The sequence below is a fragment of the Paraburkholderia hiiakae genome (assembly GCF_904848665.1).
GTDB lineage: Bacteria > Pseudomonadota > Gammaproteobacteria > Burkholderiales > Burkholderiaceae > Paraburkholderia > Paraburkholderia hiiakae.
This window is the reverse complement of sequence record NZ_CAJHCQ010000004.1, coordinates 1-25,002: the sequence shown is the minus strand read 5'-3', so window position 1 is coordinate 25,002 and position 25,002 is coordinate 1. Positions and strand designations below refer to the sequence as shown.

The following is a 25,002-nucleotide window of genomic DNA, read 5'->3' as shown; positions in this document are numbered from 1 at the left end:
GAGCCACCTCGAACGGCATGCTTACAATTCCCGGGCCGCGTTGCGCAAGATTTCCTGAGCGCGTTGTGCGATCGGGGACAGGTAGCCGGCCCTTCGCATCAGTCCGACCTGACGCACCAGGCCGTCGAGCCGGATCGGGCGTACAGCAATGTCGAACGGTAAGGGGCCTGGGTCGAAGCTGCGTGTGTTGATCAAGCTGACGAGCTGAGTAGCGGAAACGATCAGAACTAGCGCGGCCAGACTATTGGCCTCGGCCACAATCCGCATGCGCGGGTAACCGAGTTTTGCAAAGGCTTGCTCGATCTGCACGCGTGCAAATTCCTGTCGAGTGGACGCAGCCCAGCCGCAGTCTACGAGGTCCTCGAGCGTGACTGATTCCCTCTGGGCCAGAGGGTGCCCTGCGCTCACCATCAAGCTGTACTGATCGTCATACAGCACCTCCCTGGCGATGGATGCGTCCAATGTTTCGGGCAACGGGCACACAGCCAGTTCGACTTCACGCTTGTCGATGGCGTCCAATAACGTGTCGCTAAACGCTGTCGTCACACTGATGCGCGCGGCGGGCCGCTCCACCAGCAGCGTTGGGAACAATGAGCGAAGCGCGAAGCTCGTAGTGGCCGGCGTCGCGCCGATGCGCAGCAGGCCCGCATGTCCACCGCCGATATCGCGCGCCTCCTGAAGCGCACTATCGAGCTGCATAGACACGCCCGATACCCGTGCATGGAATACCTTCCCCGCCTCGGTCAATACCGAGCCGCGTGCCGTGCGTTCGACCAGCGCTACTCCCACCTTGCGCTCCAGCCGCTGTATGGCCTTGGTCACGGCCGGCTGCGAAATGCCTAGCTGTTCAGCGGCGCGTGCCAGCGTACCGGTACTCGCGATAGTCAGGAAGTATGCAAGGTCGTCGCTAATCATGGCATTCCTGAGAGTTATGGATTTTGACTTTCAGGTTATTGGATTCTATATCGCCCTTCTCCTGATAATGAAAGCTCCAAACACAGAGAAGGAGTGGCCTCATGAGCCAAACTGAACAGTGCGCCGCGTTCCGCCATATGCGCGAAGGCACCGAGCGGGATTGGGCGATCATTGGTGAGGAGTTTGGGCGTTTCGCCAAGGGACTGCCCGATCGCCTGCTGGACCACCTGCGCTTGCTACACGGCGATTTTGGCGGCTTTCCTGTCGATCGCCTGACGCATAGCCTGCAGACTGCCACGCTGGCCTATCGCGATGGCCAGGACGAGGAATACGTGGTCTGCGCGCTGCTGCACGACATCGGCGACACGCTGGGAAGTTACAACCACGCCGATGTTGCGGCTGTGCTGCTGGAGCCGTTCGTCAGCGCGGAAAACCACTGGATGATCAAGCATCATGGCATCTTCCAGGGGTACTACTTCTTCCATCACATGGGCATGGACGGCAACCAGCGCGACAAGTATCGCGACATGCCGGAGCTGTTCAAACGGACTGCGCATTTCTGCGAGAAATATGACGCGGCGGCCTTCGATCCGGATGCGCAAACGCTGCCGCTAGCGTTCTTCGAGCCGATGGTGCGGCGAGTGTTTGCCGAGCCGAAGCGGTCGCTGTACAAGGCCGTATTCGAAAAGAATGGCTAAGTGCCGTATCCCGGACAACCACGCGAGGCCACGAAGGCCCGCTGGCTGGCCGGAACGGCCGTTCGAGCGTCTCTCCAACTGCACTCGCTACCGGCCAAGCGCTGGCCGAATCCGGCGGTCCATCGGAAGACCATGACGTCGCCCTAAAACGGCCATGTGGCACCCCAGCTTTCTCAGGTGGCGGTTTCGCTCGCTGACCTGCCCGACACTGGGGATGAATCGCTCGACGCATTCGCACGGGACAAATGCTCCTGAAAACTTGCGCTACGTGCTATCGACGCCAGTCCCACAACGGCAAGCCCAGCAAAGAGTGCGGGCAACAGAAAGACACTGGGAAGACCCAACAGGGCGACACCGAGGCCACCCGCGCTGCCACCGAGCGCCGAGGCAAGCGCGCTCGAACTCATGAAAATCGCCGACGCGGTGGCCACCGCCTCGGGCAGCAAACGTTGGGCCACGATGATCCCCAACACCATGAAGACGCCCCAAACTCCGCCCATGAGGATCTGTCCGGCGAACATACCCACGGCGGACGGCCAAAGTGCAAAACACAGATTGGCCAACACCCCGAGGCCTGCCGCGAAACACATCAGCCACACATTGCCGAATCTGCGCCCCAAGCCGATGCTGAAGGGCATGATTAGCAGCTCGATAAAGGGTTGAATACCGATAACCGCGCCTCGGACCGGCGGACTCAGCTTGAGGTGCTCCTCCATATAAATCAGCAGAAAGCCATACTTCACAGGTTCTCCTGCGTAGACCAAAACGAAGAGTCCTGTGAACATCAGGAGCGGCAACATGGCGCGCAGGCCGGCGTGATGCGCGGGCTCGCTAGCCGGTTTGGGCTTGCGGACTGGCGCCGGATTCAGCGTTCCGAGCGGAGCGATCTGCAAAAGCGTGCAGGCCGCCGTCATCCACAGCATGGGACGCAAACCATAGGTGGCCGCCACCCACGCGCCGACAACCGGACCGACGATCCAGCCGCCGGTCAGTGCCATACGAATCACAGCAACGACGCTTTCATTTGCATCAGCAGGCTTGCGGCCAAGTTCATCGTGGACAGCCGCGAAAATTTGCGAAGTCGACGCGCCGGAAATTGCCAGCAAAACCACGCCAATCACGAAAGGCATCCAGACCGATGTGGAGAGCGCCAGCCCCGCCCACCCGGCGAAGCCTGCTGCGGCACACACGCGGAACAGACCAAGACGGTTTCCGGTGCGGTCGGAGTAGCGCCCCACGAAATAGCCCGCCGCGGGGGCCGCAAGACTGGTCAGGTAATACAGTCCCGCCAATGGCAGCGGTGCACCGAGCGCTTTCACGAGGAACATGACGAGCTGCGGTGCCGCAGCTGACGCGCCTAGCCCAGAGAGAAACATGGCTATCGTCGCGCCTGCAAATAACCTCGATGCCATCACCTGACGCAGCGCAGATCTATTGCCAGTTTTGCCAGACATAGCGACAGATTCCCTATCGATTTGGCAAGGGATGACGAAACACCCCCCGCTGTGAGAGAGAAATACATTCGCAAGCTGTCGGCGACCAGGCCTATGTTCGGCCCATTCGAGGCGAACAGCATCGCAAAAGACATCGAATGGAAGCGCTTCCACTCAATGGCGGATTATGCCGTAGCAACGATTGCAGTGGATTAGGCGTTTATCCCGATGGGGGGCGCGATGACGGACCGTGGGAGTTCGCTGAGAACGCACGATCGCCACCGGGAGGCGGCCGTTCGCATTCGATGAGCCGGCGGCGACACGCCAGGCATCCGGAAGGAAACGTTGGCGGAAAGTCGACTGGCTTGTCGAGTGTTGTATCAATCTTTCAGATGACTAAATTTGTCTTTTGATATCACGTCTCGCCGGCTATACGCCCAAGCGCCGTTCTCGCGCTTGAGCCAATCGTCATAGACGCAAATGTAGCCATCAATGGCACCGTCCTTTTTCGTGAAAAACTGCAGATAGCACTTTTGACGAGCACTTTCACCGTCGACCGAAATAATTTCGTTGGTTGTGAGATGATACATAGTCCCAAACGTTGCGATTCCCTTAGCAACAAAAGCCTTCAATTGCTCGGTACCTTTTGGTTTTTCGCCGTCGATCGCAGCATTGAAGACTCCGTCAGTTGTGAAGCAACTTGCCCATGCTTCAGCGTCGCCTTCGTCGATTGAGAAGTTGTATTTTGCGTTTAATGCCTTGATTTCCTGAATATCACTAGATACCATTTTAATTACCTCTATAAAGGTTATTGAATTCCCCTGCGGCAAACAGCTCGTATCAATGAGTCTCGCGATCGCCGATGGCGACGAGCCTGGTCTGCGCGCAGGTGCGCTGGGCGTTCGATGCGCTGGATAATGCTTCGCCTAACGGCCGGCGCTCTGGCCGCCGTCGACGTGCAGGATTTCTCCCGTCACGAACGGTGCCGAATCAAGGTAAAGAACCGCGTTGGTGATATCGCTCGTCTCGCCCATGCGACCGAGCGGGTGGAGAGCATCGAGCATGTCGTGATATTCAGACGGGTGCATCGGAGTCTTGATGACCCCCGGCGCAACGGCATTCACGCGAATACCTTTCTTTGCGTACTCAATCGCCAATGACTTCGTGGCGGCGTTCAAACCGCCTTTCGTCAGCGCAGCCAGTACCGAATAAACACCGCTGATTGCCTGATCCACGACACTCGCGGTCACACTAACCACGTGGCCGCTCGAATGCTTTTCCATTTCAGCGATAGCGAGCTGCGTGATGTAATAAAAGCCCGACATGTTCACATTCACCACGGCGGCGTAGTCTTCCCGCGTGTTTTCCGTGAAAGGCTTGCCAATGTAGATGCCGGCGTTATTCACCAGCGTGTCGATCCGGCCGAACTTTGCGACACCCTCGGAAATGACGCGTTGGGCGGTGGCGGGATCGCCGATATCGCCGGCAATCGTCAGGATGTTCGGATCTTCCGATGGCTTGATCGAACGTGATGTTGCGACAATGCGGTAGTCGAGTTTGCGAAACGCCTTGACGACGTCGGCCCCAATGCCTTGCGATGCGCCGGTAACGACGACGACCTTTTGTGACGTGCTCATGCTTTACTCCAGAAAAACGTAGATGTCTGGCTTGATGCCGGTTGAGCCGACGGCTCTGTTTATCGCCTCATCCTTGCCTGAATTGCATGGTGATTCATTTGTATCGATGGCGGTAGAATGCCCGGATGACTTTCAGTTATTCACCCCGCAAATGAATGACAAGCTTTCGACCCTTCAGTTGTTCGTACGGGTTGCCCGCACGTCGAGTTTCACCAAAGCTGGCCGGGAATTGGGCTTAAGCCAGCCCTCGGCATCGCGGCGCATTTCGGAACTTGAGGCGGAAGTCGGCGCTGCGCTATTCATCAGAAGCACGCGAGCCGTCACGCTGACGGAAGCGGGTAGCGATTACCTTGCCCGCGTAGAAGCGATTCTCGCCGCGCTAAATGAGGCAGACCACGCTGCGCGAGGCACCACGGAGTTGCGAGGCCATCTGCGCGTTGCCTTGTCGACCAGCTTTGGAGTTCGCGAGGTGATCCCGCGGATAGGACGGTTTATGAGCATGCATCCGGCTTTGCACGTTGACCTGCGAATGGCCGACAACCGCCAGGATCTGATCGTTGAAGGCGTGGATGTCGCGTTCCGCTTTGGAACATTGAAGGACTCGAATGCCACCGCAACGATGCTGGGGCGTTGCCCCCGGATGCTGGTCGCCTCACCTGACTATCTCGCCAGGGCGGGAATGCCGGTCGAGCCGGGCGATCTGGCCGATCATAGTTTCATCATGGGGCCACCGGGTGCCGGAGTGCGAGGATGGACCTTCGAGAAGGGCGGACAGCGGGTCATGGTCCGTGGAGAAGGACGTTTGAGTATCTCCCTCAACGAAGGGACCACAGCGGCGGCCGTTGCTGGCCTGGGGATTCTCGCAACGGGGCTTTGGGGGTGCCGTGTCGAGCTGTCCGATGGCCGGCTCATCCCGTTGTTGCCGGACTGGGCGGTCGAGCCCATCGAAATGTACGCTGTTTATCCAGCCGCGCGGGCCGCCCGGCCGGCCGCCCGCGCACTGGCTGCGTATCTTGCCGACGAACTGAAAGCGATCTCGGTCTAGCGAGGGATTTTGCCGCCGAACCAGGCCTTTGCTTGCCATGCCGCGCTGAACTACCGACGGGAATTCGCCGGAGGCGCGCAATTCCCTGGGCGCCCGGCGAAAACGACATCCCGTACACGAGGGACGCCCCAAACGCCCCGAGAACATCAAAACCGGTGCGTCATCCCCACAGCCACCAGACTCTGCGATGACCCCAGCTCCGTCACCTGGACGCCGGGCCAGCTCATCATTGATGCGCCGTGATTCTTGATATAGCCGGCGCGCGCATAGATCTGCGTGCGCTTCGAGATGTTGTGATCGACGCCGATCTGCACGCCCAGCGCCTTATCGTCCACACCACGCGCGTTGCGCTCGATCCCGGCGATTTCGACCGTATCTGCTGACGTTGCCTGAATCGTCGCGCCAATCTCGGCGAAGCTGTACGAGTGTGCAGCGCCGAGGCGGGCGGCCAGCGAACCGGCGGGCGCGTCGTTGGACCGGTTGTACGTGTAGTTCGCTTGCAGGTTCACAATGCCGATCCGGTACGCAATGGCGCCCGTAAAGCGCTCCGTGCCGAGCAGGTTCAAGGCGGCGGGCAGCCCCGGCACATTCTCCGAACCCGCGTGCTGGTTCTGGTAAGCGAGTCCTGCGAAGAACCCGTAGCCGTTGTACGTCACCGCAACATCGAACAGATTGCCGGTGTTCTGCACGACGGGCAACGTCGTCGTCGAACTGAACGCATACATCGTGTAGAGCTTCAGCCCACCGACAACCGGCGACTGATATTCGATCGAATTGCTGGTGCGGCCGGATGCGGCCTGCGTGGCAAGCGTGTTGCGATCGAGCGCGACTGCCGCAGCCGCTACGGGCGACAACACCTCGTCGCCGCGGAACGGGTCGGTGTAGTAAATAGCCCAGAAGGTTGGCTGATACTGGCGACCGAACGTCAGCGATCCATAGTCCGCGTGCGCGAGTCCGACCCACGCCTGACGATAGAACAGCGTTGAACTGTCGACGAAGAACGCGCCATTGTTGACGGTATAGCCGCTCTCGAGCACGAATCTCGCCTTGAAACCGCCGCCCAGATCCTCATCGCCTTTCAATCCCAGACTCGACCCACTATTGCCTCCGCTACGTAGCGAAAACGAATGCGTCGAACCGTTGCCGAGGTATTGCACGAAGCTGTCGACGACACCGTACAACGTCAGCGACGACTGCGCCCACGCGCCCTGCGCGGCGAGCAGAAGCGCTGCGCCGCCAATACCTTGCCTGATGATGCACATGCGAACTCCTCCAGATACGTCTCTTTTGCGCGCTCTCATTGGCGCCGGGCTCGTGCGTTCCCGCGAGGGGGAATGACGTCCCGTGTTTTCTGCTCATCTCGAATCACTGCGTCGGCTTTTCTTCAAAGGTGTTCGCGTGTCTCCTGGTTGTCGTGTATCCCGGTCAAACGAAGGGGGATATGCCTGTCAAGGCGAGTGCGATGGCAAGTTTGCGCACCTGCACCGTGTCTCCCAACGTCGAAAGCGTGACGGCCTCGCGCAACAGTCGTTCGATGTCGAATTCGCGCATCATGCCGTGTATGCCGTGCAACTGTACGGCGTCCTGACAAACCTGCACGGCGGCTTCGGCCGCGAACGCCATGGCCATCGACGCCTGCACGTCACACCGCGTGCCCGCGTCCATCAGGCCCAGCGCACGGTGAGACAGAAGCCGGGCCGCGTCCGTGCGGATCGCCATGTCCGCCAGCTTCGCTGCGATCAGCTGATGTGCCGCGATGACCTTACCCAAGCGCGAGTGCTTCGTTGCGTAGGCAACCGACTCGTCGAGTGCGGCGCGCATGAGCCCGACCGAAAGCACGCCGCTATGAACACGAACCTGCTCGTCGATCTTCAGGGCGCGGCACGTGCCTTCGCCCTCCTCGCCGAGAAGATGAGTTTGCGGAACGCGCGTAGCGGCGATGACAATCTGCGCGTTGGATTGCGCATTGAGTGCGAGCTTGTCGATATTGCGCGCCTCGTAACCGTGTTCCTCACGGTCGATCAGCAGCAGCGAAACGGCCCTGCCGGTACGAACGGCACAGACCAGTACGTCCGAATAGACGCCATTGGTGGCCCAGGTTTTCGTTGCGGTCACTACGAAATGATCACCGTCACGCACGGCCCGCGTACGAACTTCCTCGATATCCTGGCCAGCGTCCGGATCGCCAATGCCGAGGGCACCGAAAATCCGGCCCCCCAATACTTCAGGCAGATAGCGCTCGCGCAGGGCGGGGGTCGCGTCGAGCAGCATCGCCGCGACTGCCGTATTCACCATCACGCAGAGCGCCACATCGCATGAGCACGCTGCCAGCTCTTCGAACAGCATGCCCTGCGTCGTGTATGACCAACCCATGCCGCCGTGCTCGACGGGCACCGTGCAGCCGGGCAGGCCGAATTCGGCAATGCGCTGTGTCAGCTCTCGCATCGTCGCCTTTGGGATGAAGCGGTCGCGATACATACGGACGACCGGCCCGACCTCTGCCAGCAGAAACTTGCGAAAGCTCTCGACTGCCAGGGTCTGCTCTTCCGTGGGGACTCGATAGGTCATGGGTCACAATTGCGCGTCGCCGCGCCTCGATATGGCGTTCGATGCCGGATCGCCAGGGTCTCGCTCCGTTTCGGGAATACCCTGACCTTGCCCCGCTCTGCGACGCAGGTTTGCTGAGCGCCCGGCATGCGGTTTTGCGCCACAAGGCACGTGCGCTTCCTTGACGTTGCAGTTGTGTTAAGTTAGTTTTCGCGAATTCTTTTTTCACCCCTCGTTCGGAGGGGGCAGCGACCCGAGAGGCATGGCATCGACCAGGTGACGACTTGACAACGCCTTTCACCAAACACGTGGCCGCCACACGCTTCGCACCACCACGCATCGGCGCGAAGCACGTCGCGCGCGCCGACCTGCTCGACCAACTGCAGCACATGCCGCACGCCACGCTCGCGCTCGTCACGGGCAGCGCCGGTTACGGCAAGACCACCCTGCTCGCCCAATGGCGTCAAACGTGCGTCAAGTCGGGCGCGGAAGTCGCCTGGCTCACGCTGAGCGCCGACGACAAGGGCTACGCCGACTTCTGCTCGCTGCTCGTTGCCGCGATGCAGCGCATCGGGCTCTGTGCGCAAGCGGACTTCCGCCTCGACGACACGAGCCCCGGCGCGATGGACACGGCCATCGCGAGCATCGTCGAAAGCGTGCTGGACGCGCCCAAAGAGCACGTCGTCTTCATCGACGATTACCACCATGTAGCGGCACCGCCCGCGCACCGCTTCATGCAAAAGTTGCTCGAACATGCGCCAGGCAATCTCCACTTCGTGATCGCATCGCGCGTCACGCCGCCGCTGAGTTTGAGCCGGCTGCGCGTGATGAACCAGATCGTCGAGATTGAGAGTCCGGCGCTGCCGTTCAGCCTCGCCGAAACACGCGCTTTCATCGAAGAGAATCTCGGCGCGGGCAAGCTCGATGCCGACGCGCCTGGCCTGATCCACGAGTTGACGGGCGGCTGGCCTTCGTGCATCCAGCTCATCGTCATCATGCTCAAGAACCGGCCGGATACGCTTGCAACGCTGCGCACGCTGGTCTGGCGCTCGGGCGACCTGCAAAGCTGGCTCAGCGAGGAGGTCATGGCGCATCTGCCGGTGCAATTGGCCACCTTCTGCGAGGCGCTCTCAATCTTCCGACGCTTCAATGCGCCGCTCGCGCGCGCCGTGACGGGCGACACGCAGGCGGCCGAACTGCTCAAGCGCATGGAGGACGAGAATCTGCTGGTCAGCCGCGTCGAGTCGGACGACCGCATTGCGTGGTACCGCTTTCACCCGCTATTCGGCGAATACCTCGCCACGCGGCTTGCGGCGAGGGACAACGAAGCGGTCAAAGCGTTGCACCTGCGCGCGAGCCGCTGGTTCGCCGGGCACGGCTATCTTGCCGATGCGGTGCGCCACGCAAGCGCAGGCGGCGACGTGGAGTTCGCGGCAATCGTCATCGAACGGGCCGAGCCGGCGACGTGGAGCCTCGAGTACCTGAGTCCAATGCTGCACTTGCTGGAGCAGCTACCCGAGGCAACGCTATTCCAGCATCAGCGCCTTCTCTTCATTGCCTGCCTCACGATCGCGCTCACCACGCGGCCGGGCAAAGCGATTTCCTGGCTGCCGCACCTGCAGTCGAGCGCGCTTTCCGACGATCCTGAACTGGCGGCCTGCGTGCCCATGCTCCACGCGGCCGTTGCATTCCAGCACGACGATACGCAGCGCATGCTCGAGTTGCTGGAGCCGTTGCGCGACGCCGTCATCGAAAACCGCTTTCTGCGCTATTTTCTGCTGGCCGAACTTTGCGTTGGCTACGCGGGCGCCGGGCAGTATGCCGAGGTGACGCGCACGCTCGACGTGCGTCCTATCCCGCCCGCCGACCGCGACAACGAAATGGCGCTCGTGGCCGAAACGGCCCGCGTTGCGGCCATCCTTCACGCGGGCGATGTGCGCGAGGCCGAACGCCTCGGTACCCCGCTGCTCGCACGCGTGGTGAAAGCCGCGGGCCATCAGTCGATCAGCGCCAACATTTGCGCGAGCGTGCTGGTGGATGCCAGCTACGAACTCGACCGCATCGACGACGCCCGCGAAACCATCGCGAACCGCCGCGGGCTGCTTCAAGCCTCGGGACCGGACTTGACCATTCGCGCATCGTTATGCCGCGCGCGGCTCGACTGTCTGCAGGTGAGCGCCGACGTCGCGCTGGCGTTTCTCGAAGCGCAGACCGCCCACCTGCGCGACCAGCAGCAGCCGCGCGCCGTGGCACACATGCTGGGCGAACAAATCCGCATCCTCGCGCAGAAAAATCGGCATACGCGCGCCGTGGAACTCGACGCCCTGCTAGACGAACTGGCGCAAGCGCATCGCGACGATCGTGGCATTCGCGCGGAAATCGCAGCGATCGCTGCACTCGCACATGCGCGCGTGCGGCGATCGGACCGGCCCGATGCCGCGCTGGCGTCGCTTTACGATGCGCGCGTGCGCGCCGAAGCCGTGGGCCGCGGCCGCATGGCTGCGCTCGCCGATTTTCTTTCGGCATCCATACTGAGCGATCTCGAACGCACCGATGATGCGCAAGCCGCTCTCATACGTGCACTCGATACAGGCGCGCGACTCGGCCTCGTGCGCACGTTCGTCGATGAAGGCGCACTGGCCTCGGCACTGCTCAACCGCGCGGTACAGGAGGCGTGGCTCAATGGCCTCGCGCGCGACTATGCCATCGCCCTGCTCGACCACTTCCCCGCAGAGCCGAACGCGGATACGCGGCGAGGCGTAGCTACGGCAGCGAACGGCCGCAAGCCGAACGCGACGCTCACCCAGCGCGAACTGGAAATTCTCGCGCTCGTTGCACAGGCGATGTCCAACAAACGCATTGGGCTTGTGTTGAACATCACGCTCGAGACGGTAAAGTGGAATCTGCGCAATGTCTTCGGGAAGCTCGGCGTGTCGAGCCGCTACGACGCGATGATGTGGGCCCGCAAGAACGGGCTGATCGAGTAGACGCCTGTCAACGTGTAGAACCAGCACGAACGGCGGCGCGAGGCATGGCCCCGCGCCGCCGTTCGCGTTTGTGCATCAACCAAACGTTACGCGAAGAGGCGCATGATCGATTCGGCAATGCACGCCGGCTTCTGTGCGCCCTCACACTCCACGGTCATTTCGAACTTGACCTGCGCGCCGCCGTTGCCGAGGTCGTCGAACGCGGCGAGCCGGAAATTCGCACGCAGGCGCCGTCCCACCGGCACGGGTGCGATGAAACGCACCTTGTCGAGGCCATAGTTGAGCCCGCTGCGAACATCGTTGATCTTGAACGCGGTCGCGAAGAACGCGGGCAACAGGCTGAGCGTCAAGAAGCCATGCGCGATCGTGCCGCCAAACGGGCCTTCTTTCGCGCGCTCGGCATCGACGTGTATCCATTGATGATCGCCCGTGGCGTCGGCGAACTGATTCACGCGAGCCTGGTCGATCAGCAGCCACTCGCTCGTGCCGATCGGCTCGCCGACCAGCGGCTGAAGATCGGCGATCTTGTCGAACTCTCTCATTGCAATGTGTCTCCTTGAGTCAGTGCGCGCCGCAGATAGCCGGCGCAGCGGGCGTCGTGTCGATCGCTGCCGCCGAGCAAGGCGTCCGCGACAACCGCGCGTTTGAAGTAGTGGCCAATCTGATATTCGTCCGTGACGCCAATGCCGCCATGCAGCTGGATCGCCTGAGCACAGACGAACCTCGCCGCGCGACCCACCAGCGACTTCGCTTGCGAGGCGACATAGTCGCGCCGGCTGGGTTCGTCGTTCATGATCGACGCAAGCAGGCCGTACAGCATCGAACGCGCCATTTCGAGTTCCGCCGCCATGTCGGCAAGCCGGTGCTGCAAAGCCTGGAAGCTGCCGATTGGCACACCGAACTGTTTGCGCACCTTCAGATAGTCCGCGGTGATTTCGATGGCCCGCTCCATGCCGCCGATCAGCTCCGCGCATAGCGTGGCGATACCGTGCGCGAGCGCCGCCTGCATCGCCGGTAGGCCGTGTCCCGGCTCACCGAGCGCGGCTTGCGCGGGCAACACCACGCTCTCCAGCGTCAACTCGGCGGCCCAACTGCCGTCATGCAGCGGCAGCGCTTGACGCGTGAGTCCCGGCATGCCGGCCTCGACGACGAAGAGCGTCAGCGCGCAGTCGTCGGATGTCACTGCCGGGACGACGAATGCATCCGCGTCCGCGCCGCCCGCCACGAGCGTCTTGCGCCCGGTCAGGCGGTAGCCCTCGCCGGTGCGCTCTGCGCGAGTGCGTAGCGAGGCGGCCAGACCACGCGATTGCGCCTCGCCACAGGCGAGCGCGACACGCCGTTTGCCTTCCGCCAGCGCGGGCAACAAGCGCTCGCATTGCTCGGGCGTGCCTGCCGCCGCAATCGCTTGCGCGCCGAGCACGGCGCAGCCCAGATAAGGCTCGTTCACGAGGCCACGCCCGAGCGCTTGTGCGATCAGGACGGTGTCGATCACCGTGCCGCCGAGTCCGCCATACGGCTCGGGCAGCGCCGCGGCGAGCCAGCCGTTCTGCGCGAACGTGTCCCAGTGCGGCGCGCTGCACTTCGAGCCCGACACGATCAACGCATGACGCGCCTCGAAAGCGTAGTCCCGCTCGACGAAGCGGCGTACGCTGTCCTGCAGCATCTGCTGCTCTGAGTTGAGGTTGAAATTCATGTTTGTTTCGGCCCGCTCAGAGTTGAAACAGCATCTTCGCGATGATGCCGCGCTGCACTTCGCTCGTACCGCCATAAATGGTCGAGGCGCGGCGGAAGAACATTTCCGTGGCCACGCCGCGCCCCACGTCCTCGCGCGGCAACGCCACGCCGCGCGTGCGATCGTGAGGCTCGGGATAAGCGACGGCGCCATAGTCGCCGAGCGCTTCCACCATGCACTCGGTGATCCGCTGCTGCAGCTCCGTGCCGCGCACCTTGAGCATCGACCCCATCGCGTGCGCGGCCGGACTGTGGTCCTGCTCCATCGCCGCCACCCGTTTCGCCAGCATCGCCATCGCATCGATCTCCGCTTCGAGACGCGCGAGCCTCAACGCGAATCCCTGCTCCTCGATCAGCGGCGCACCGTCGACCTGCTCGCTCAGCGCGATGTGCTTGAGCTTGCCGAGACAGCGGCGCAGGAACGGCACATCGGCCGCCCCGGCGTGCTCGTTGTTGAGGAGGAATTTGGTGATCTTCCAGCCGTCGCCCTCAGCGCCGATGCGGTTGCTCACCGGCACGCGCACGTTGTCGAAGAACGTCTCGTTCAGGTGATGGCAGTCGTCGATGCTGCGAATCGGCCGCACGGTAATGCCCGGCGTTTTCATGTCCACCAGCAGGAACGTGATGCCCGCCTGCTTCTTTCCTTCGGTATCCGTACGAACGAGAAGGAAGATCCAGTCGGCTTCGTGCGCGTAGCTCGTCCAGATCTTCTGGCCGTTCACGACGTAATGGTCGCCGTCCAGCGCGGCGCGCGTGCGCAGCGACGCCAGATCCGAGCCGGAACCCGGCTCGGAGAAGCCCTGGCACCACAACCGCTCGCCGTTCAGGATGCGCGGGATGTGCTCGGTCTTTTGCTCCGGCGTGCCGAATGCGTTGACCACGGGCGCAAGCAGCTTTTGCCCGAGGAAATCCTGCGTCGGCGCGCCCGCGGCCACGCACTCTTCGTCGAACACGAGCCGCTGCAGCACCGTCCAGCCGGTTCCGCCGTGCTCCTTCGGCCAGTAGGGCGCACCCCATCCCTGCTCGTTCAGGATGCGCTGCCAGCGCAAGAGATCCTCGCGCGCCGAGCGCACGCTGCCCACGGGATTGCCGGGCAGGTCGGCGGGGAAGCGTTCGCGCAGGAACGCGCGTACTTCCTCGCGAAACGCGTCCAGCCCCGGATCCGGTTGGAAATCCATCCGTGCCTCCGCCTTAGATGCGGTACATCGTGACGACGCACGCACCGCCGAGGCCGACGTTGTGCTGCAACGCCACGCGCGCGCCTTCGACCTGGCGCTTGTCCGCGTTGCCGCGCAATTGCTGAACCAGCTCGGTACACTGGGCAAGACCCGTCGCGCCGATCGGATGGCCCTTCGAAAGCAGGCCGCCCGACGGGTTGACCACATAGCGGCCGCCATAGGTGTTGTCGCCGTCGTCGATGAATTTCGCCGCTTCGCCCTCCGGGCACAGGCCGAGCGCTTCGTACATGATCAATTCGTTGTGCGCAAAACAATCGTGCAGCTCGACCACGTCCACGTCCTCCGCGCCCACGCCGGCCTTCTCGTAGACCTGGCTCGCGGCTTCCTTCGCCAGGCCGAAACCAGCCGTATAGCGGAGGTCATCGCCTTCGAGAGCGATGGGACGGTCGGTCGTGAGCGCCTGCGCGGCGATCCACACGCGCGAATCGAGGCCGTGCTTCTTCGCGTAGTCTTCGCTGCACAGCACGGCCGCGGCCGCGCCGCAGGTCGGCGGGCAGGCCATGAGACGCGTCATCACGCCGGGCCACATCACCTTGTCGGCGAGCACTTCTTCGGGCGTCACGACCTGGCGGAACACGGCGAGCGGATTGTTCGCCGCGTGACGGCTCGCCTTCGCGCGAATTTTTGCGAAAGCATCGATCTTCGTGCCGAAGCGCTTCATATGCTCGAGACCCGCGCCGCCGAAAATACGCAGCGCCGGCGGCACTTCGGGCGGCACGCCGAGGCGGTCGCATTGCCCGAAGAACAGGTCGAGCGGCAGCGGGCGGTCGGTGAAGTAACTGCCGAGCGCACCCGCGTTCATCTGCTCGAAGCCGACGACAAGCGCGACATCGATCGCACCCGACTCGATCGCCTGGCGCGCGAGATAAAGGCCCGTCGAGCCCGTCGAACAGTTGTTGTTGACGTTGATGATCGGCAAGCCGGTCATACCGACGTGATACAGGGCACGCTGGCCCGCGGTGGAATCGCCGTAGACAAAGCCCGCATAGGCCTGCTGGATCGACTGGTATTCGACGCCTGCGTCGGCAAGCGCAAAGCGGGCCGCTTGCGCGCCCATCAGATCGTACGTCTCGCTGGCACCCGGCTTGGTGAACGGCACCATGCCGACACCGGCCACTACTACTTTGCGCGTCATACTTGCTCCTTTTTCCGTTGTCTACGCCGTCGAGGCGATTTGGTTACGCTGCATGATAGGAGCCGCTTCGCGCCACACGCCCCCTCCTTTTCTCGGGGGTGAGGCGGGCGCGGGACGACGCGCCCGTGTCAGTCTTCCCGACGTGGATGGCTTCCCCCTCCTCCGGAGAGGGGACGCTGGGCTTCACCGCACCTAAGCTGCGAGTGCCGCTGCGGGTCGCGCACGATGGGTCGCGATCACGCCATCGGTTCATCGCCTGCGAGGGAAAACGACGTGAACGGTCCTGCCCCGAACCCCGCCGCGCCCGACGCCGAACGTGGCGCACCCATCGCGTGAGCCGATAGCGGGTTCGCCGGATTAGCGCTCGACGAGCAGTGCGTGGACCATTCGTGCGATCAGGATCGCCGTGTCGGGCTCGGCTAGCCACACTGGCCGCACCAGCAGCATCGCGCGAGCGAGCGCGATGAGGGTCTGGTTGACGAGGAACTGGGCGTGCTCCACGTCGTCCACGTCGATCTCTCCGGCGAAGCGCGCAAGCAGTAGCGGAACGATGCGCGCCTGCGCCAGTCCCGCGGGCTTCACGATGTCCAGACGCACCATCTCGTCATAGCAGGTCATGCGCTGGCATAGACCCGGATCGAGCCGGATACGCTCCGCGTAGAGACCAAGCCCCGCCCTCACCGTCAGATGAATACCGTCGAACAGCGTCGCCTGCGCGGGCAGCGCCTCGATTTCGCGGCGCAGCGTGGCGTACACCTCGTCACGAAACGCTTCGAAAATCGCCATGACGAGCGCGTCCATCGTCGGGAAGTACTCGTAGATGGAACTCGACGCCACGCCCGAGACATCGGCGAGGTGCCACACGGTCAGCGCTTCGCGCCCCTCTTCTTCGAGAATCCGACGCGCCGCCTGCATCAACGCGGCAACGAGCGCAACCGAACGCGCCTGACGTGGCGCCTTGCGCGGGCCGGGCGGCAATTCGAGTTCGATGAGCACCTCGGCCGCGTCGCGTTCTTCCTGGGCGGCATGCGCGCCCCAGAGCCGTTGCACCCGGGGCCCGGCAGGCGGCGGTGCGCGTGAGTCCATGTCGTTTCTCCGTTGTCGCGATTCCGGTGAATCGCCGGGGCGCATTCAGGGCCGTTCCAGGTCAATTTACGCAAGCGTGCGTCGGGCGTCCCCCCTCGTGCGGATAGCGCCGCTCGCCCCCGGCCAGGCGCAAACGAAAGCGCAAACGAAAACTCGACCGCGCGAGGCATTCGAAAAATCCACGAAATACCCTTCAATTTCAGGCATTTTCGCCATTCGCCCAAAGTACGGAATCCGGAACGAACGCGGCGGAGGCCCCACCTATACTGGCCAGGTTCGATCGATCGACGACACGCTCCCTGACTGGACCAATCGACCCCATGAACAAACCCATTGCACCGATGATCATCCGCGGCGAGATCATCACCGAGAACCTGATCGAAGTCGGCGGCCGCGGTGGCGACCTCGTCTTTCAGACACCCGACGCTCACCGCTATATCGACAAGCTGCCGCTCGGCAACCCCGCGAAGCTGGCCGATCTGTACGACCTGTCCTTCGACGATATCGTCGACTACGCCGTCGCGCTCGGCGCGCGGCTCGATCTCGCGACCAACACGCATCTGCGCGAAGCGTGCGAGCTGTCCTATCTCACGGCCCCCACCACACCGACGCTCGTCAAGTCGAGCTATCTTGGCCTGCGCAACATGCTCACGCGCGAGGCGATCGTCGAAGCGGTGGAGAGCACGGTCGGCATTCAGTATCTCGAAGGATGGGTGAAGCAGCGCCTGATCGACGGCACCGAACTCGAAATCCGCTGCTTCGGCTCGCGCGCGCTTCACATCGTGGCGGGCAACTCGCCGGCGGTCTCGCTGCTCACCATCCTGCGCAACATGGTGCTGCGCAGCGATGCGATCATCAAGGCGCCTTCGAACGACCCGTTCACGGCGCTCGCGATCGCGCGCACGATGGTCGAGATGGCGCCGGACCATCCACTCACGCGCCACTTGAGCGTCGCCTACTGGAAGGGCGGCGACGAGGCATTCGAAGCGCGCCTGTACCAGCCGCACAACCTGGAGAAGATCGTCGCGTGGGGCGGCTTCGCTTCGATGAAGCATGTGAGCCGCTACATCCAGCCCGGGCTCGAACTGATCTCGCTCGATCCGAAGCGCAGCGCGAGCATCATCGGCGCGGGCACGTTCGCAAGCGATGCCAGTGTGCAGGAAGCCGCAACGCGGCTTGCGACCGACATCGGCGCGCTCAACCAGAAGGGCTGCGTGAACGCACGCGTCGTCTACGTCCAATGCGGCACCGACGCCCAGGGTCTCGCGACGATCAATGCGTTCGGACAAGCGGTCTACGACGCGCTGCAGCGCTTGCCGAACAGCCTCAGCACGCCCGCAAAGCGTTATGACGCGGGCTTGCAGGCGCACGTCGACGCCTTGCGCCTCGACGACGAGTGGTACCGCGTGATCGGCGGCAAGGGCGGCGAAGGCGCCGTGATCGTGTCCCAGCTCGCCGAGCCGGTGTCGTTTTCGACCTTGCTCGACGACCGCACCGTCAACCTCGTTCCCGTCGATTCGCTCGACGAAGTGATGGACGCGGTGGACGCCTACACGCAGACGGTGGGCATCTATCCCGAAGCGCTCAAGGACGAGCTCAAGAACCGGCTGCCGCTCTACGGCGCGCAGCGCATCGTCTCGCTAGGCTATGCCGTCGCGCTCAAATGGCCCGCGCCACAAGACGCCATCGAACCGCTGCGCCGCATGGGCAAGTGGATCTCCAACCAGATCAACTCGCCCGAGGTCACGCCGGGTCCGTGGCAACGTCCGCCGATCGTCTGATCCTTTCCTTTCGACTCCTGAATAAAGACTTCCTATGACATCCTGTCTCGGTTACGGAGCCCGCGAGGCCTATGGCGCGCTTGCTCCCATGCACTTCGAGCGACGCGCGCTGCGCCCCGACGACGTCGCCATCGACATCGCCTTTTGTGGCGTATGTCACTCCGACGCACACCAGGTCAACAACGACTGGAACAACACCGCTTACCCCTGCGTGCCCGGGCACGAGATCACCGGCCACGTTACCGCAGTCGGGCCCGAAGTCACGCGCTTCAAGGTCGGCGATCGCGTGGCGGTCGGCTGTCTCGTCGATAGCTGCCTGCATTGCGGCCCCTGCGGCGACGGCGAAGAGCAGTTGTGCGAGCAAGGCCCCACCGCCACGTACAACGGCCGCGACCGTCAAACGGGCGAGACCACGCTCGGCGGCTACGCGGACCACATCGTCGTGCGCGAGCCCTTCGTGCTGCGCGTGCCGGATTCGCTCGACCCGCTGTGCGCCGCCCCGCTGCTCTGCGCGGGCATCACGGTGTGGAACCCACTGCGCCGCTACGAGGTGGGCACGGGCACGAAGATAGCCGTGATCGGCCTCGGCGGGCTCGGTCATCTCGCCGTCAAGCTCGGCGTGGCGCTCGGCGCCAAGGTCACGGTCATCACGACTTCGCCCGGCAAGGTCGACGACGCGCTCAAGCTAGGCGCGCACCACGTGCTTCTCTCGAGCGATGTCAAGGCCATGCAGGGCGCCGCCAATGCGTTTGATTTCATCCTCGACACGATCCCGCAGCGTCACAACACGAATCCGTACCTGATGCTGCTTGGCCGCAACGGCAAGCTCGTCGTGGTCGGCGCGATCGACCTGCTCGAGCCTGTGCACGGCGGCCTGCTGATCCGCAACAATCGCACGCTCGCGGGCTCGCTGATTGGCGGCGTGCGTGCAACGCAGGAGCTGCTCGACTTCTGCGCCGAGCACCGGGTGCTGCCCGAATGCGAGCGCGTCGAAATGGGCGCGATCAACGAGGCGTTCGCCCGCATGCAAAAGAACGACGTGAAATATCGCTTCGTGATCGACATGGAAACGCTGCGCGAAGCGGCAGCGCGCTGAAACCGGCGGTTCGCGACCGCCGCACGCCGCGCCCCCCTCCAAAAGAAGGGCGCGCGGGCGCGGCCGCCCGCCCTACACTCGCCACAGGCCGGATAACCCTTTCCACCCGTGCCGTTGTGCGCCGCGCCAGGCGCGGCGCTTCTGTTGGGCGATGCTGCAACCATGCAATTCACGAAACTGCTGATCGAGACCCGGTTCGCGCCGCCGCGCATCGGCGCACTTCACGTCGCGCGCACGGAACTGCTCGATGCGCTCGCACAGGTGCAGCAGCGCGCGCTGGCGCTCGTCACCGGCAGCGCCGGATATGGCAAGACAACGTTGCTCGCACAGTGGCGTCAACGCTGTCTGCAGGACGGCGCGAAGGTGGCGTGGCTCTCGTTCACGAGCGACGACAAGGGCTTCGCGGACTTCTGCGCCGTGTTCTTCGCGGCGTTACAGAAGCTTGGCGTCACCATCGACGTGGACCTGAGCGTCGAGTCCGTCGACGAGGCGGCTTCCGCCCTGCTCGGCGCACTGGCCAGGCAGAGCGACGAGCTCTATCTGATCCTCGACGACTATCACCACGTCGAAGACCCCAGCGCGCACCGCCTGGTGCAGCGCCTTCTGGAGCGCTGCCCGTCGCATCTGCACTTGCTGATCGCCTCGCGTGTCACGCCGCCGCTTAGCCTCGGCCGCCTGCGCGTCATGGACCAGGTCGTCGAGGTCGAGAGCGCGAGCCTGCCGTTCAGTTCGGCGGAAACGCGCAGCTTTTTCGAAGGCAACCTCGGCACGGGAAAGGTCAGCGCAGACGACAGCAGCCTGATCCACGAGCTGACGGGCGGCTGGCCGTCGTGCCTGCAACTGGTCGCCATCATGCTGCGCAACCGGCCGGCGGCGCGTGCGCGTCTGCGCGATCTCGTGTGGCGCTCGAACGACCTGCAGACCTGGCTCAACGAAGAGGTGATCGCGTCGCTGCCGCCCGAGATCGTGGAGCTGGCCGAAACCCTGTCGATCTTCCGGCGCTTCAACGCTTCCCTGGCGGCCTTCGTGGCTGGCGACACGGCCGCGCCGGAACGGCTCGTGCGTATGGAGCAGGAGAACCTGCCGCTCCAGGTCGTCGAGCTGGACGGGCACGTCTCGTGGTTTCGCTTTCATCGGCTCTTTGCGGAGTTTCTCAACACGCGCGTCGAACGGCGCGGTGCGGCCGCGCTCGCCGGGCTGCACCGGCGAGCCAGCCACTGGTTCGCCGAGCACGATCTGCTGGCCGAAGCGGTGCGTCACGCGACGCTTGCCGGCGACGTCGAACTCGCGGCCCGTTTCATCGAGCGCGCCGCGCCTGCCACCTGGACACTCGCGTACCTCGCACCCGCACTCACGTTGCTCGAGCGCTTGCCGAGCGAAACCGTGCTCGCCCATCCGCGTCTCGCACAGTTGGCATGCCTTGCGATTGCCCTGACGCTGCGGCCCGAGCGCGCCGAGGCGCGGCTCGCCGAGCTTGGCGCCGAAGCGCACACGGGCCGTGCATCGCTCATGCTCACGCTGCCGCTCGTTCGCGCGGCCATTGCCTTGCAGCGCGACGACACTGCCCAGGCAATCGACCTGCTCGAATCGCGGCATGCCGATACGACGGGCAATCCGTTCCTGCGCTACCTGCGCCTCTCGATCCTCGCAATGGCGTATGCGGGCGCGGGACGTCACGCCCACGCGCGGGCGCTGCTCGAAAGCGAGCCGATTCCCGCCGCGGATCGCAACAACGACATGACGCTCATCGCCCAGAGCACGCTCGCCCTTTCGCTGCTGCTCGAAGGCGACGCGCGCGAAGCGGCCGGCCTCGCTGCCAGTCTCCACGCGCGCGCGCGCGCCACCTTCGACGAACGCTCGATGTGCGCCAATGTGTGCTCGGCGTTTCTCGCGGACGCCTGCTACGAACTGGACCAGATCGACGAGGCGCGTGAAACGCTCGCTAACCGGCACGGGCTGCTCGAATCGTCGGGTGTCGAGGTCACCGTGCTCGCGTCGCTGTGCCGCGCGCGGCTCGACCTGCTGCAGGAAGGACCGGAGACCGCGCTCGCCTTCCTGCGCCAGCAGGCGACGCGCTTTCGCAGCCTGGGCTACGCGCGTCCCTTCGCGCTCATGCTTGCGGAGCAGGTGAGAATCCATGTGCGCCACGACCATCGCGACGAGGCCGAGCCGCTGCTGCAAACGCTCGACGCCATGGCGCAACCTCATGCCGGCTCGCGCGGTTTCCTCACCGAAATCCCCATTGCGGCGGCGATGGCTCACGCCCGCATGAACCTGCACAGCGATCCCGCACGCGCCCTGGAGGCGCTCGAGAAGGCGCGCCGCCTCGCGCTCTCGATCGGCAGAGGCCGTTTGCTCACGCTCATCGATCTGCTCAGCGCGCGCGCGCTCGCCAGCCTCGGCCGCGCCGAAGAGGCCATGACGTCGCGCAGCCGCGCCGTCCAATACGGCTGCCGATACGGGCTCGTGCGAACGTTCCTCGATGAAGGCACGCTGGCGCGCGACGAACTCGTACTGCTGCTCGACGGGCAGCCGCCTCAGGGCCCGGCGCTCGAATTCGTGCAGGCGTTGCTCGCCACGTGGCCGCCCGTGACCTCCGCAAAAAGCGCGGTGAGTGCGCGCCAGGGCGGCGGCACGCGTGCCGCTCAGACCGCTCTCACCCAACTCACGCAACTCACGCAGCGCGAAATCGAGATCCTGAGTCTCGTGGGCCAGGCCATGTCGAACAAGCGCATCGCTCTCGCGCTGAACATCACGGTGGAAACGGTGAAGTGGAACCTTCGCAATGTCTTTGCGAAGCTCGGCGTCTCGCGCCGTTACGACGCGATGGTCTGGGCGCGCGGCCGCAAGCTCATCGACTGATTCAAGGCGGTGTGCGGCACGACAGCCCGCCGGTCAGGAGAGCGCACAACATCCGTGCGATGCGGTGTGGCGTTTTCGGATCGGCGAGGCTGTCCGGCCTTTCGAGCACCAGTGCGCGCGGCAACGCCATCAACGTCTGATAGACGAGAAAACGCGCCTTTCTGGGGTCTTCCACGCAAATTTCGTGTGCGAAGCGCGCGAGCAGAGCCGGCGTTACGCCACGACGCCAGAATGCGTCCGGCCTGATGAGATTCAGGCGCACCAGTTCGTCGTAGTGCGCGGCCTTGACGTTGAACGCCGGATCGATGCGCGACCATTTGCGCAGCAATTCGATGCCGGTCTCGACCACGAGCACGGTGCCGTCGTAAAGCGTGCTCTCGGGCGGCAATGCGGCAATGCCGTCGAGCAGCCGCTGCCTGTACTCCATGCGATGATCGTCGAAGATCGCGGCGATCAGATCGTCCAGGGTCGGGAAGTACTTGTAGATCGAACTCGGCGCCAACCCGGCGCGCTGCGAGAGCACGCTGACCGAGAGCGCGGCGCGGCCCCCCTGCTCCAGTATCTCGCGGGCCGCGCCCTTGAGCGTTTCCACCAGCTTCACCGAACGCGCTTGCCGCGGATGTCTGCGCAACCCGGAAGGGATCGCGAGGCGCACCCTGCGCGCGCTGGCGCCTTGGGTTTCATGCTGCCTGCTCATCTGCGTTGGACTCCTGCATAACATCGAGACAACCTTCGGCCCGCTTTCTTCGCGTGTTGCGCGACAGATGGAGAATCTGCGCCGCATGGCGCGGCCAAAATCGCGGATTTTCACGTCCATTCAATGGCTTGCACGCCTCGGCTTCCACGCGGAATGCGGAGCGCAAAGCGTCGGTCTCGTTCCTATACTGGGTCTTCCATCAATCAGGAGACCTCATGTCCACGACATCCCCGTCCTTCGAAGAACGTACCCGACTCCTGCTCGGGCACCCCACCGCCCTCGCCAATCATTCGTGGCATCGTTGGCAGCATCTGCCGCGCGCCGATGTCGATGCGATGCAACTGGCCGGCCTGAAGCAGCGCTTCGCCGCGCTGCGCGAGCGCATTCCCGTGCTCAAGAAGCTCGCGGACGCCGAGGGCATCGAGCACATCGACGCGCTCGACGACGTCGTGCCGCTGCTGTTCGAACATACGGTGTACAAATCGTATCCGCCCTCGCTGCTCGACAAGGCCAACTTCGCGCAGATCAATCGCTGGATCGCCAAGCTCGTCACGCCCGAGGTTGCGCACGCCGTTCTCGCCGCCGACGTCAGCGGCTGCCAGGGCCTCGACGACTGGTTCACGACGATGGACGCCGCGGTGCCCGAACTCTGCATCAGCCACACGTCGGGTACTTCCGGCACGCTGTCGTTCCTGCCGCAAGGCACCCGCGAATGGCAAAAGCTCCTCGAAGTGCGTCGTATGGCAGTCTGGAACACGGATGGCCCCGGCACGCCGCAGCCCGAGTTCCACGCGGTCTATCCGTACTTCCGCGCTGGTTTCTATAGCTATCTGCGCTCCAACAAGCACATCATCAACACGCTGTTGCCGGGCGAGAGCCACTTCCACGCGGCCTACCCGGAGACGCTCAGTTCCGACGTCGTGCATCTCGCCGCCAAGGCGCGGGTGGCGCATGCGAAAGGCACGCTCGACCGCCTCGAGATCCGCCCGGAGATGCTCGCCAAGAAGCACGCTTTCGATCAGTTGCAAGCCGACATGCCGCGCCATCTCGCCGCCTTCTTCGAGCGCATGGCGAGTGAGCTCAAAGGCCGGCGCGTGTACATGTCCGCGACGTGGAACCTCCTTCACAACATGGCGAAAGCCGGTCTCGAGCGGGGCCTCGAAGGTGTGTTCGCGCCGGGCTCGTTCCTGAGCACCTCGGGCGGGGCGAAGGGCATCGTGCAGCCCGAAGGCTGGCGCGACGACGTCCTGCGCTTCACGGGCGCAAAACGCCTGAACGAAACCTACTCGATGTCCGAGGTGGTCGCCTCCCATACGCGCTGCGAGCACGGCCACTATCATTTCAGCCCCACCGCCATTGCGTTCGTGCTCGATCCGCAAACGAGCCGTCCGCTGCCGCGCACGGGGCGCGTGACTGGCCGCGCCGCGTTCTTCGACCTCGGCGCCGAGTCGCGCTGGGGCGGCTTCATCACCGGAGATGAAATCACCGTGGACTGGGACACGCCCTGCCCGTGCGGCCAATCCAGTGCCTATGTGATCGGTCCGATCCAGCGCTACAGCGAGAAGCAAGGCGGCGACGACAAGATTACGTGCGCGGCCTCCGAAAGCTCGCACCGGGAGGCGATGGACTTCCTCAATCGCGTCCAGGGCTGAGCGCACAGAGCAGCCCGCGCCGCGTCGGAACGCGGCGCGGTAGATCGCGAGCGCGTCTTCTTCAGCGACTGGACGCGGGTCGTTGACGACACGCGCTACATGTTCGGATAGTTCGGCCCGCCACCACCTTCCGGCGTGACCCACACGATGTTCTGCGTCGGGTCCTTGATGTCGCACGTCTTGCAGTGCACGCAGTTCTGCGCGTTGATCTGCAGACGGTCGCTGCCATCGTCGTTCTTCATGAACTCGTACACCGCGGCCGGGCAGAAGCGCGCTTCGGGACCCGCGTAGGTGCGCAGGTTCACGTTCACGGGCACGCTCGCGTCCTTGAGCGTCAGGTGCGCGGGCTGATTCTCCTCGTGGTTCGTGTTCGAGATGAACACCGAGGAGAGCCGGTCGAACGTGAGCTTGCCGTCAGGTTTCGGATACTCGATCGGCTTGCACTGCGAAGCGGGCTTGAGC

20 protein-coding genes are annotated in these 25,002 nt (G+C 63.8%); 7 read left to right on the top strand and 13 right to left on the bottom strand.

The annotated features are described in order from the left end of the window. Positions 1-21 precede the first annotated feature (21 nt). The gene (locus tag JMY28_RS09390) at positions 22-915 is read right to left on the bottom strand and encodes a LysR family transcriptional regulator (RefSeq protein WP_201695638.1); all 894 of its coding nucleotides are present in this window, start codon (positions 913-915) and stop codon (positions 22-24) included. A 137-nt stretch (positions 916-1,052) separates the two neighbouring features. Here JMY28_RS09390 and JMY28_RS09385 point away from each other — a divergent pair, with 137 nt between their 5' ends. Further along, positions 1,053-1,613 carry an HD domain-containing protein gene (locus JMY28_RS09385; protein WP_201695637.1) on the top strand — a complete coding sequence of 187 codons (561 nt, stop codon included), beginning with the start codon at positions 1,053-1,055 and terminating at the stop codon, positions 1,611-1,613. A gap of 173 nt (positions 1,614-1,786) precedes the next feature. Here JMY28_RS09385 and JMY28_RS09380 read toward each other — a convergent pair whose 3' ends face one another. From JMY28_RS09380 to JMY28_RS09370, 3 genes are all read right to left on the bottom strand, one after another. Beyond that, positions 1,787-2,989: an MFS transporter gene (locus tag JMY28_RS09380; RefSeq protein ID WP_268960629.1), complete on the bottom strand. Its 1,203-nt coding sequence runs from the start codon at positions 2,987-2,989 to the stop codon at positions 1,787-1,789. 437 nt (positions 2,990-3,426) lie between these two features. Beyond that, positions 3,427-3,834, bottom strand: a complete 408-nt coding sequence (locus JMY28_RS09375; protein WP_201695635.1) for a nuclear transport factor 2 family protein — start codon at positions 3,832-3,834, stop codon at positions 3,427-3,429. A gap of 138 nt (positions 3,835-3,972) precedes the next feature. Then, a complete protein-coding gene (locus JMY28_RS09370; RefSeq protein ID WP_201695634.1) occupies positions 3,973-4,683 on the bottom strand; it encodes an SDR family NAD(P)-dependent oxidoreductase in 711 nt (236 codons plus the stop codon). A 22-nt stretch (positions 4,684-4,705) separates the two neighbouring features. Here JMY28_RS09370 and JMY28_RS09365 point away from each other — a divergent pair, with 22 nt between their 5' ends. Next, complete coding sequence (locus tag JMY28_RS09365; protein WP_236596772.1) at positions 4,706-5,728, top strand: LysR family transcriptional regulator; 1,023 nt, start codon at positions 4,706-4,708, stop codon at positions 5,726-5,728. Between the two features lie 146 nt (positions 5,729-5,874). Here JMY28_RS09365 and JMY28_RS09360 read toward each other — a convergent pair whose 3' ends face one another. Together JMY28_RS09360 and JMY28_RS09355 are read right to left on the bottom strand one after the other, a co-directional pair. Then, positions 5,875-6,990, bottom strand: coding sequence for a porin (locus tag JMY28_RS09360; RefSeq protein ID WP_201695633.1), 1,116 nt, complete (start codon positions 6,988-6,990; stop codon positions 5,875-5,877). A gap of 163 nt (positions 6,991-7,153) precedes the next feature. Further along, positions 7,154-8,296, bottom strand: coding sequence for an acyl-CoA dehydrogenase family protein (locus JMY28_RS09355; RefSeq protein WP_201695632.1), 1,143 nt, complete (start codon positions 8,294-8,296; stop codon positions 7,154-7,156). A 263-nt stretch (positions 8,297-8,559) separates the two neighbouring features. On the opposite strand from JMY28_RS09355, the gene JMY28_RS09350 reads away from it, so the two are divergent. Beyond that, a complete protein-coding gene (locus tag JMY28_RS09350; protein ID WP_201695631.1) occupies positions 8,560-11,262 on the top strand; it encodes a LuxR C-terminal-related transcriptional regulator in 2,703 nt (900 codons plus the stop codon). Positions 11,263-11,348: 86 nt separating this feature from the next. Here JMY28_RS09350 and JMY28_RS09345 read toward each other — a convergent pair whose 3' ends face one another. From JMY28_RS09345 to JMY28_RS09325, 5 genes are all read right to left on the bottom strand, one after another. After that, entirely contained in the window at positions 11,349-11,804 is a 456-nt protein-coding gene (locus JMY28_RS09345) for a MaoC family dehydratase (protein WP_201695630.1), read from the bottom strand. Beyond that, positions 11,801-12,955 carry an acyl-CoA dehydrogenase family protein gene (locus JMY28_RS09340; RefSeq protein ID WP_201695629.1) on the bottom strand — a complete coding sequence of 385 codons (1,155 nt, stop codon included), beginning with the start codon at positions 12,953-12,955 and terminating at the stop codon, positions 11,801-11,803. The genes JMY28_RS09345 and JMY28_RS09340 overlap by 4 nt, the downstream gene beginning before the upstream one ends. A gap of 16 nt (positions 12,956-12,971) precedes the next feature. After that, positions 12,972-14,171, bottom strand: coding sequence for an acyl-CoA dehydrogenase (locus JMY28_RS09335; RefSeq protein ID WP_201695628.1), 1,200 nt, complete (start codon positions 14,169-14,171; stop codon positions 12,972-12,974). A 13-nt stretch (positions 14,172-14,184) separates the two neighbouring features. Continuing rightward, a complete protein-coding gene (locus JMY28_RS09330) occupies positions 14,185-15,366 on the bottom strand; it encodes a lipid-transfer protein (protein ID WP_201695627.1) in 1,182 nt (393 codons plus the stop codon). A 357-nt stretch (positions 15,367-15,723) separates the two neighbouring features. Continuing rightward, positions 15,724-16,452, bottom strand: a complete 729-nt coding sequence (locus JMY28_RS09325; protein WP_201695626.1) for a TetR/AcrR family transcriptional regulator — start codon at positions 16,450-16,452, stop codon at positions 15,724-15,726. Between the two features lie 320 nt (positions 16,453-16,772). Between JMY28_RS09325 and JMY28_RS09320 the strand changes: the two genes are divergently transcribed. From JMY28_RS09320 to JMY28_RS09310, 3 genes are all read left to right on the top strand, one after another. Next, positions 16,773-18,233, top strand: a complete 1,461-nt coding sequence (locus tag JMY28_RS09320; RefSeq protein WP_201695625.1) for an acyl-CoA reductase — start codon at positions 16,773-16,775, stop codon at positions 18,231-18,233. A 34-nt stretch (positions 18,234-18,267) separates the two neighbouring features. Further along, entirely contained in the window at positions 18,268-19,329 is a 1,062-nt protein-coding gene (locus tag JMY28_RS09315; RefSeq protein ID WP_201695624.1) for an NAD(P)-dependent alcohol dehydrogenase, read from the top strand. A gap of 162 nt (positions 19,330-19,491) precedes the next feature. Then, positions 19,492-22,191, top strand: a complete 2,700-nt coding sequence (locus tag JMY28_RS09310) for a LuxR C-terminal-related transcriptional regulator (protein WP_201695623.1) — start codon at positions 19,492-19,494, stop codon at positions 22,189-22,191. A gap of 1 nt (position 22,192) precedes the next feature. Here JMY28_RS09310 and JMY28_RS09305 read toward each other — a convergent pair whose 3' ends face one another. Beyond that, positions 22,193-22,888, bottom strand: coding sequence for a TetR/AcrR family transcriptional regulator (locus tag JMY28_RS09305; protein ID WP_201695622.1), 696 nt, complete (start codon positions 22,886-22,888; stop codon positions 22,193-22,195). A 215-nt stretch (positions 22,889-23,103) separates the two neighbouring features. Here JMY28_RS09305 and JMY28_RS09300 point away from each other — a divergent pair, with 215 nt between their 5' ends. Further along, the gene (locus JMY28_RS09300; protein ID WP_201695621.1) at positions 23,104-24,540 is read left to right on the top strand and encodes a hypothetical protein; all 1,437 of its coding nucleotides are present in this window, start codon (positions 23,104-23,106) and stop codon (positions 24,538-24,540) included. 95 nt (positions 24,541-24,635) lie between these two features. Here the strand turns inward: JMY28_RS09300 and JMY28_RS09295 are convergent. Continuing rightward, the coding region (locus tag JMY28_RS09295; RefSeq protein ID WP_201695620.1) for a 4Fe-4S dicluster domain-containing protein at positions 24,636-25,002 on the bottom strand (367 nt) is incomplete at its 5' end.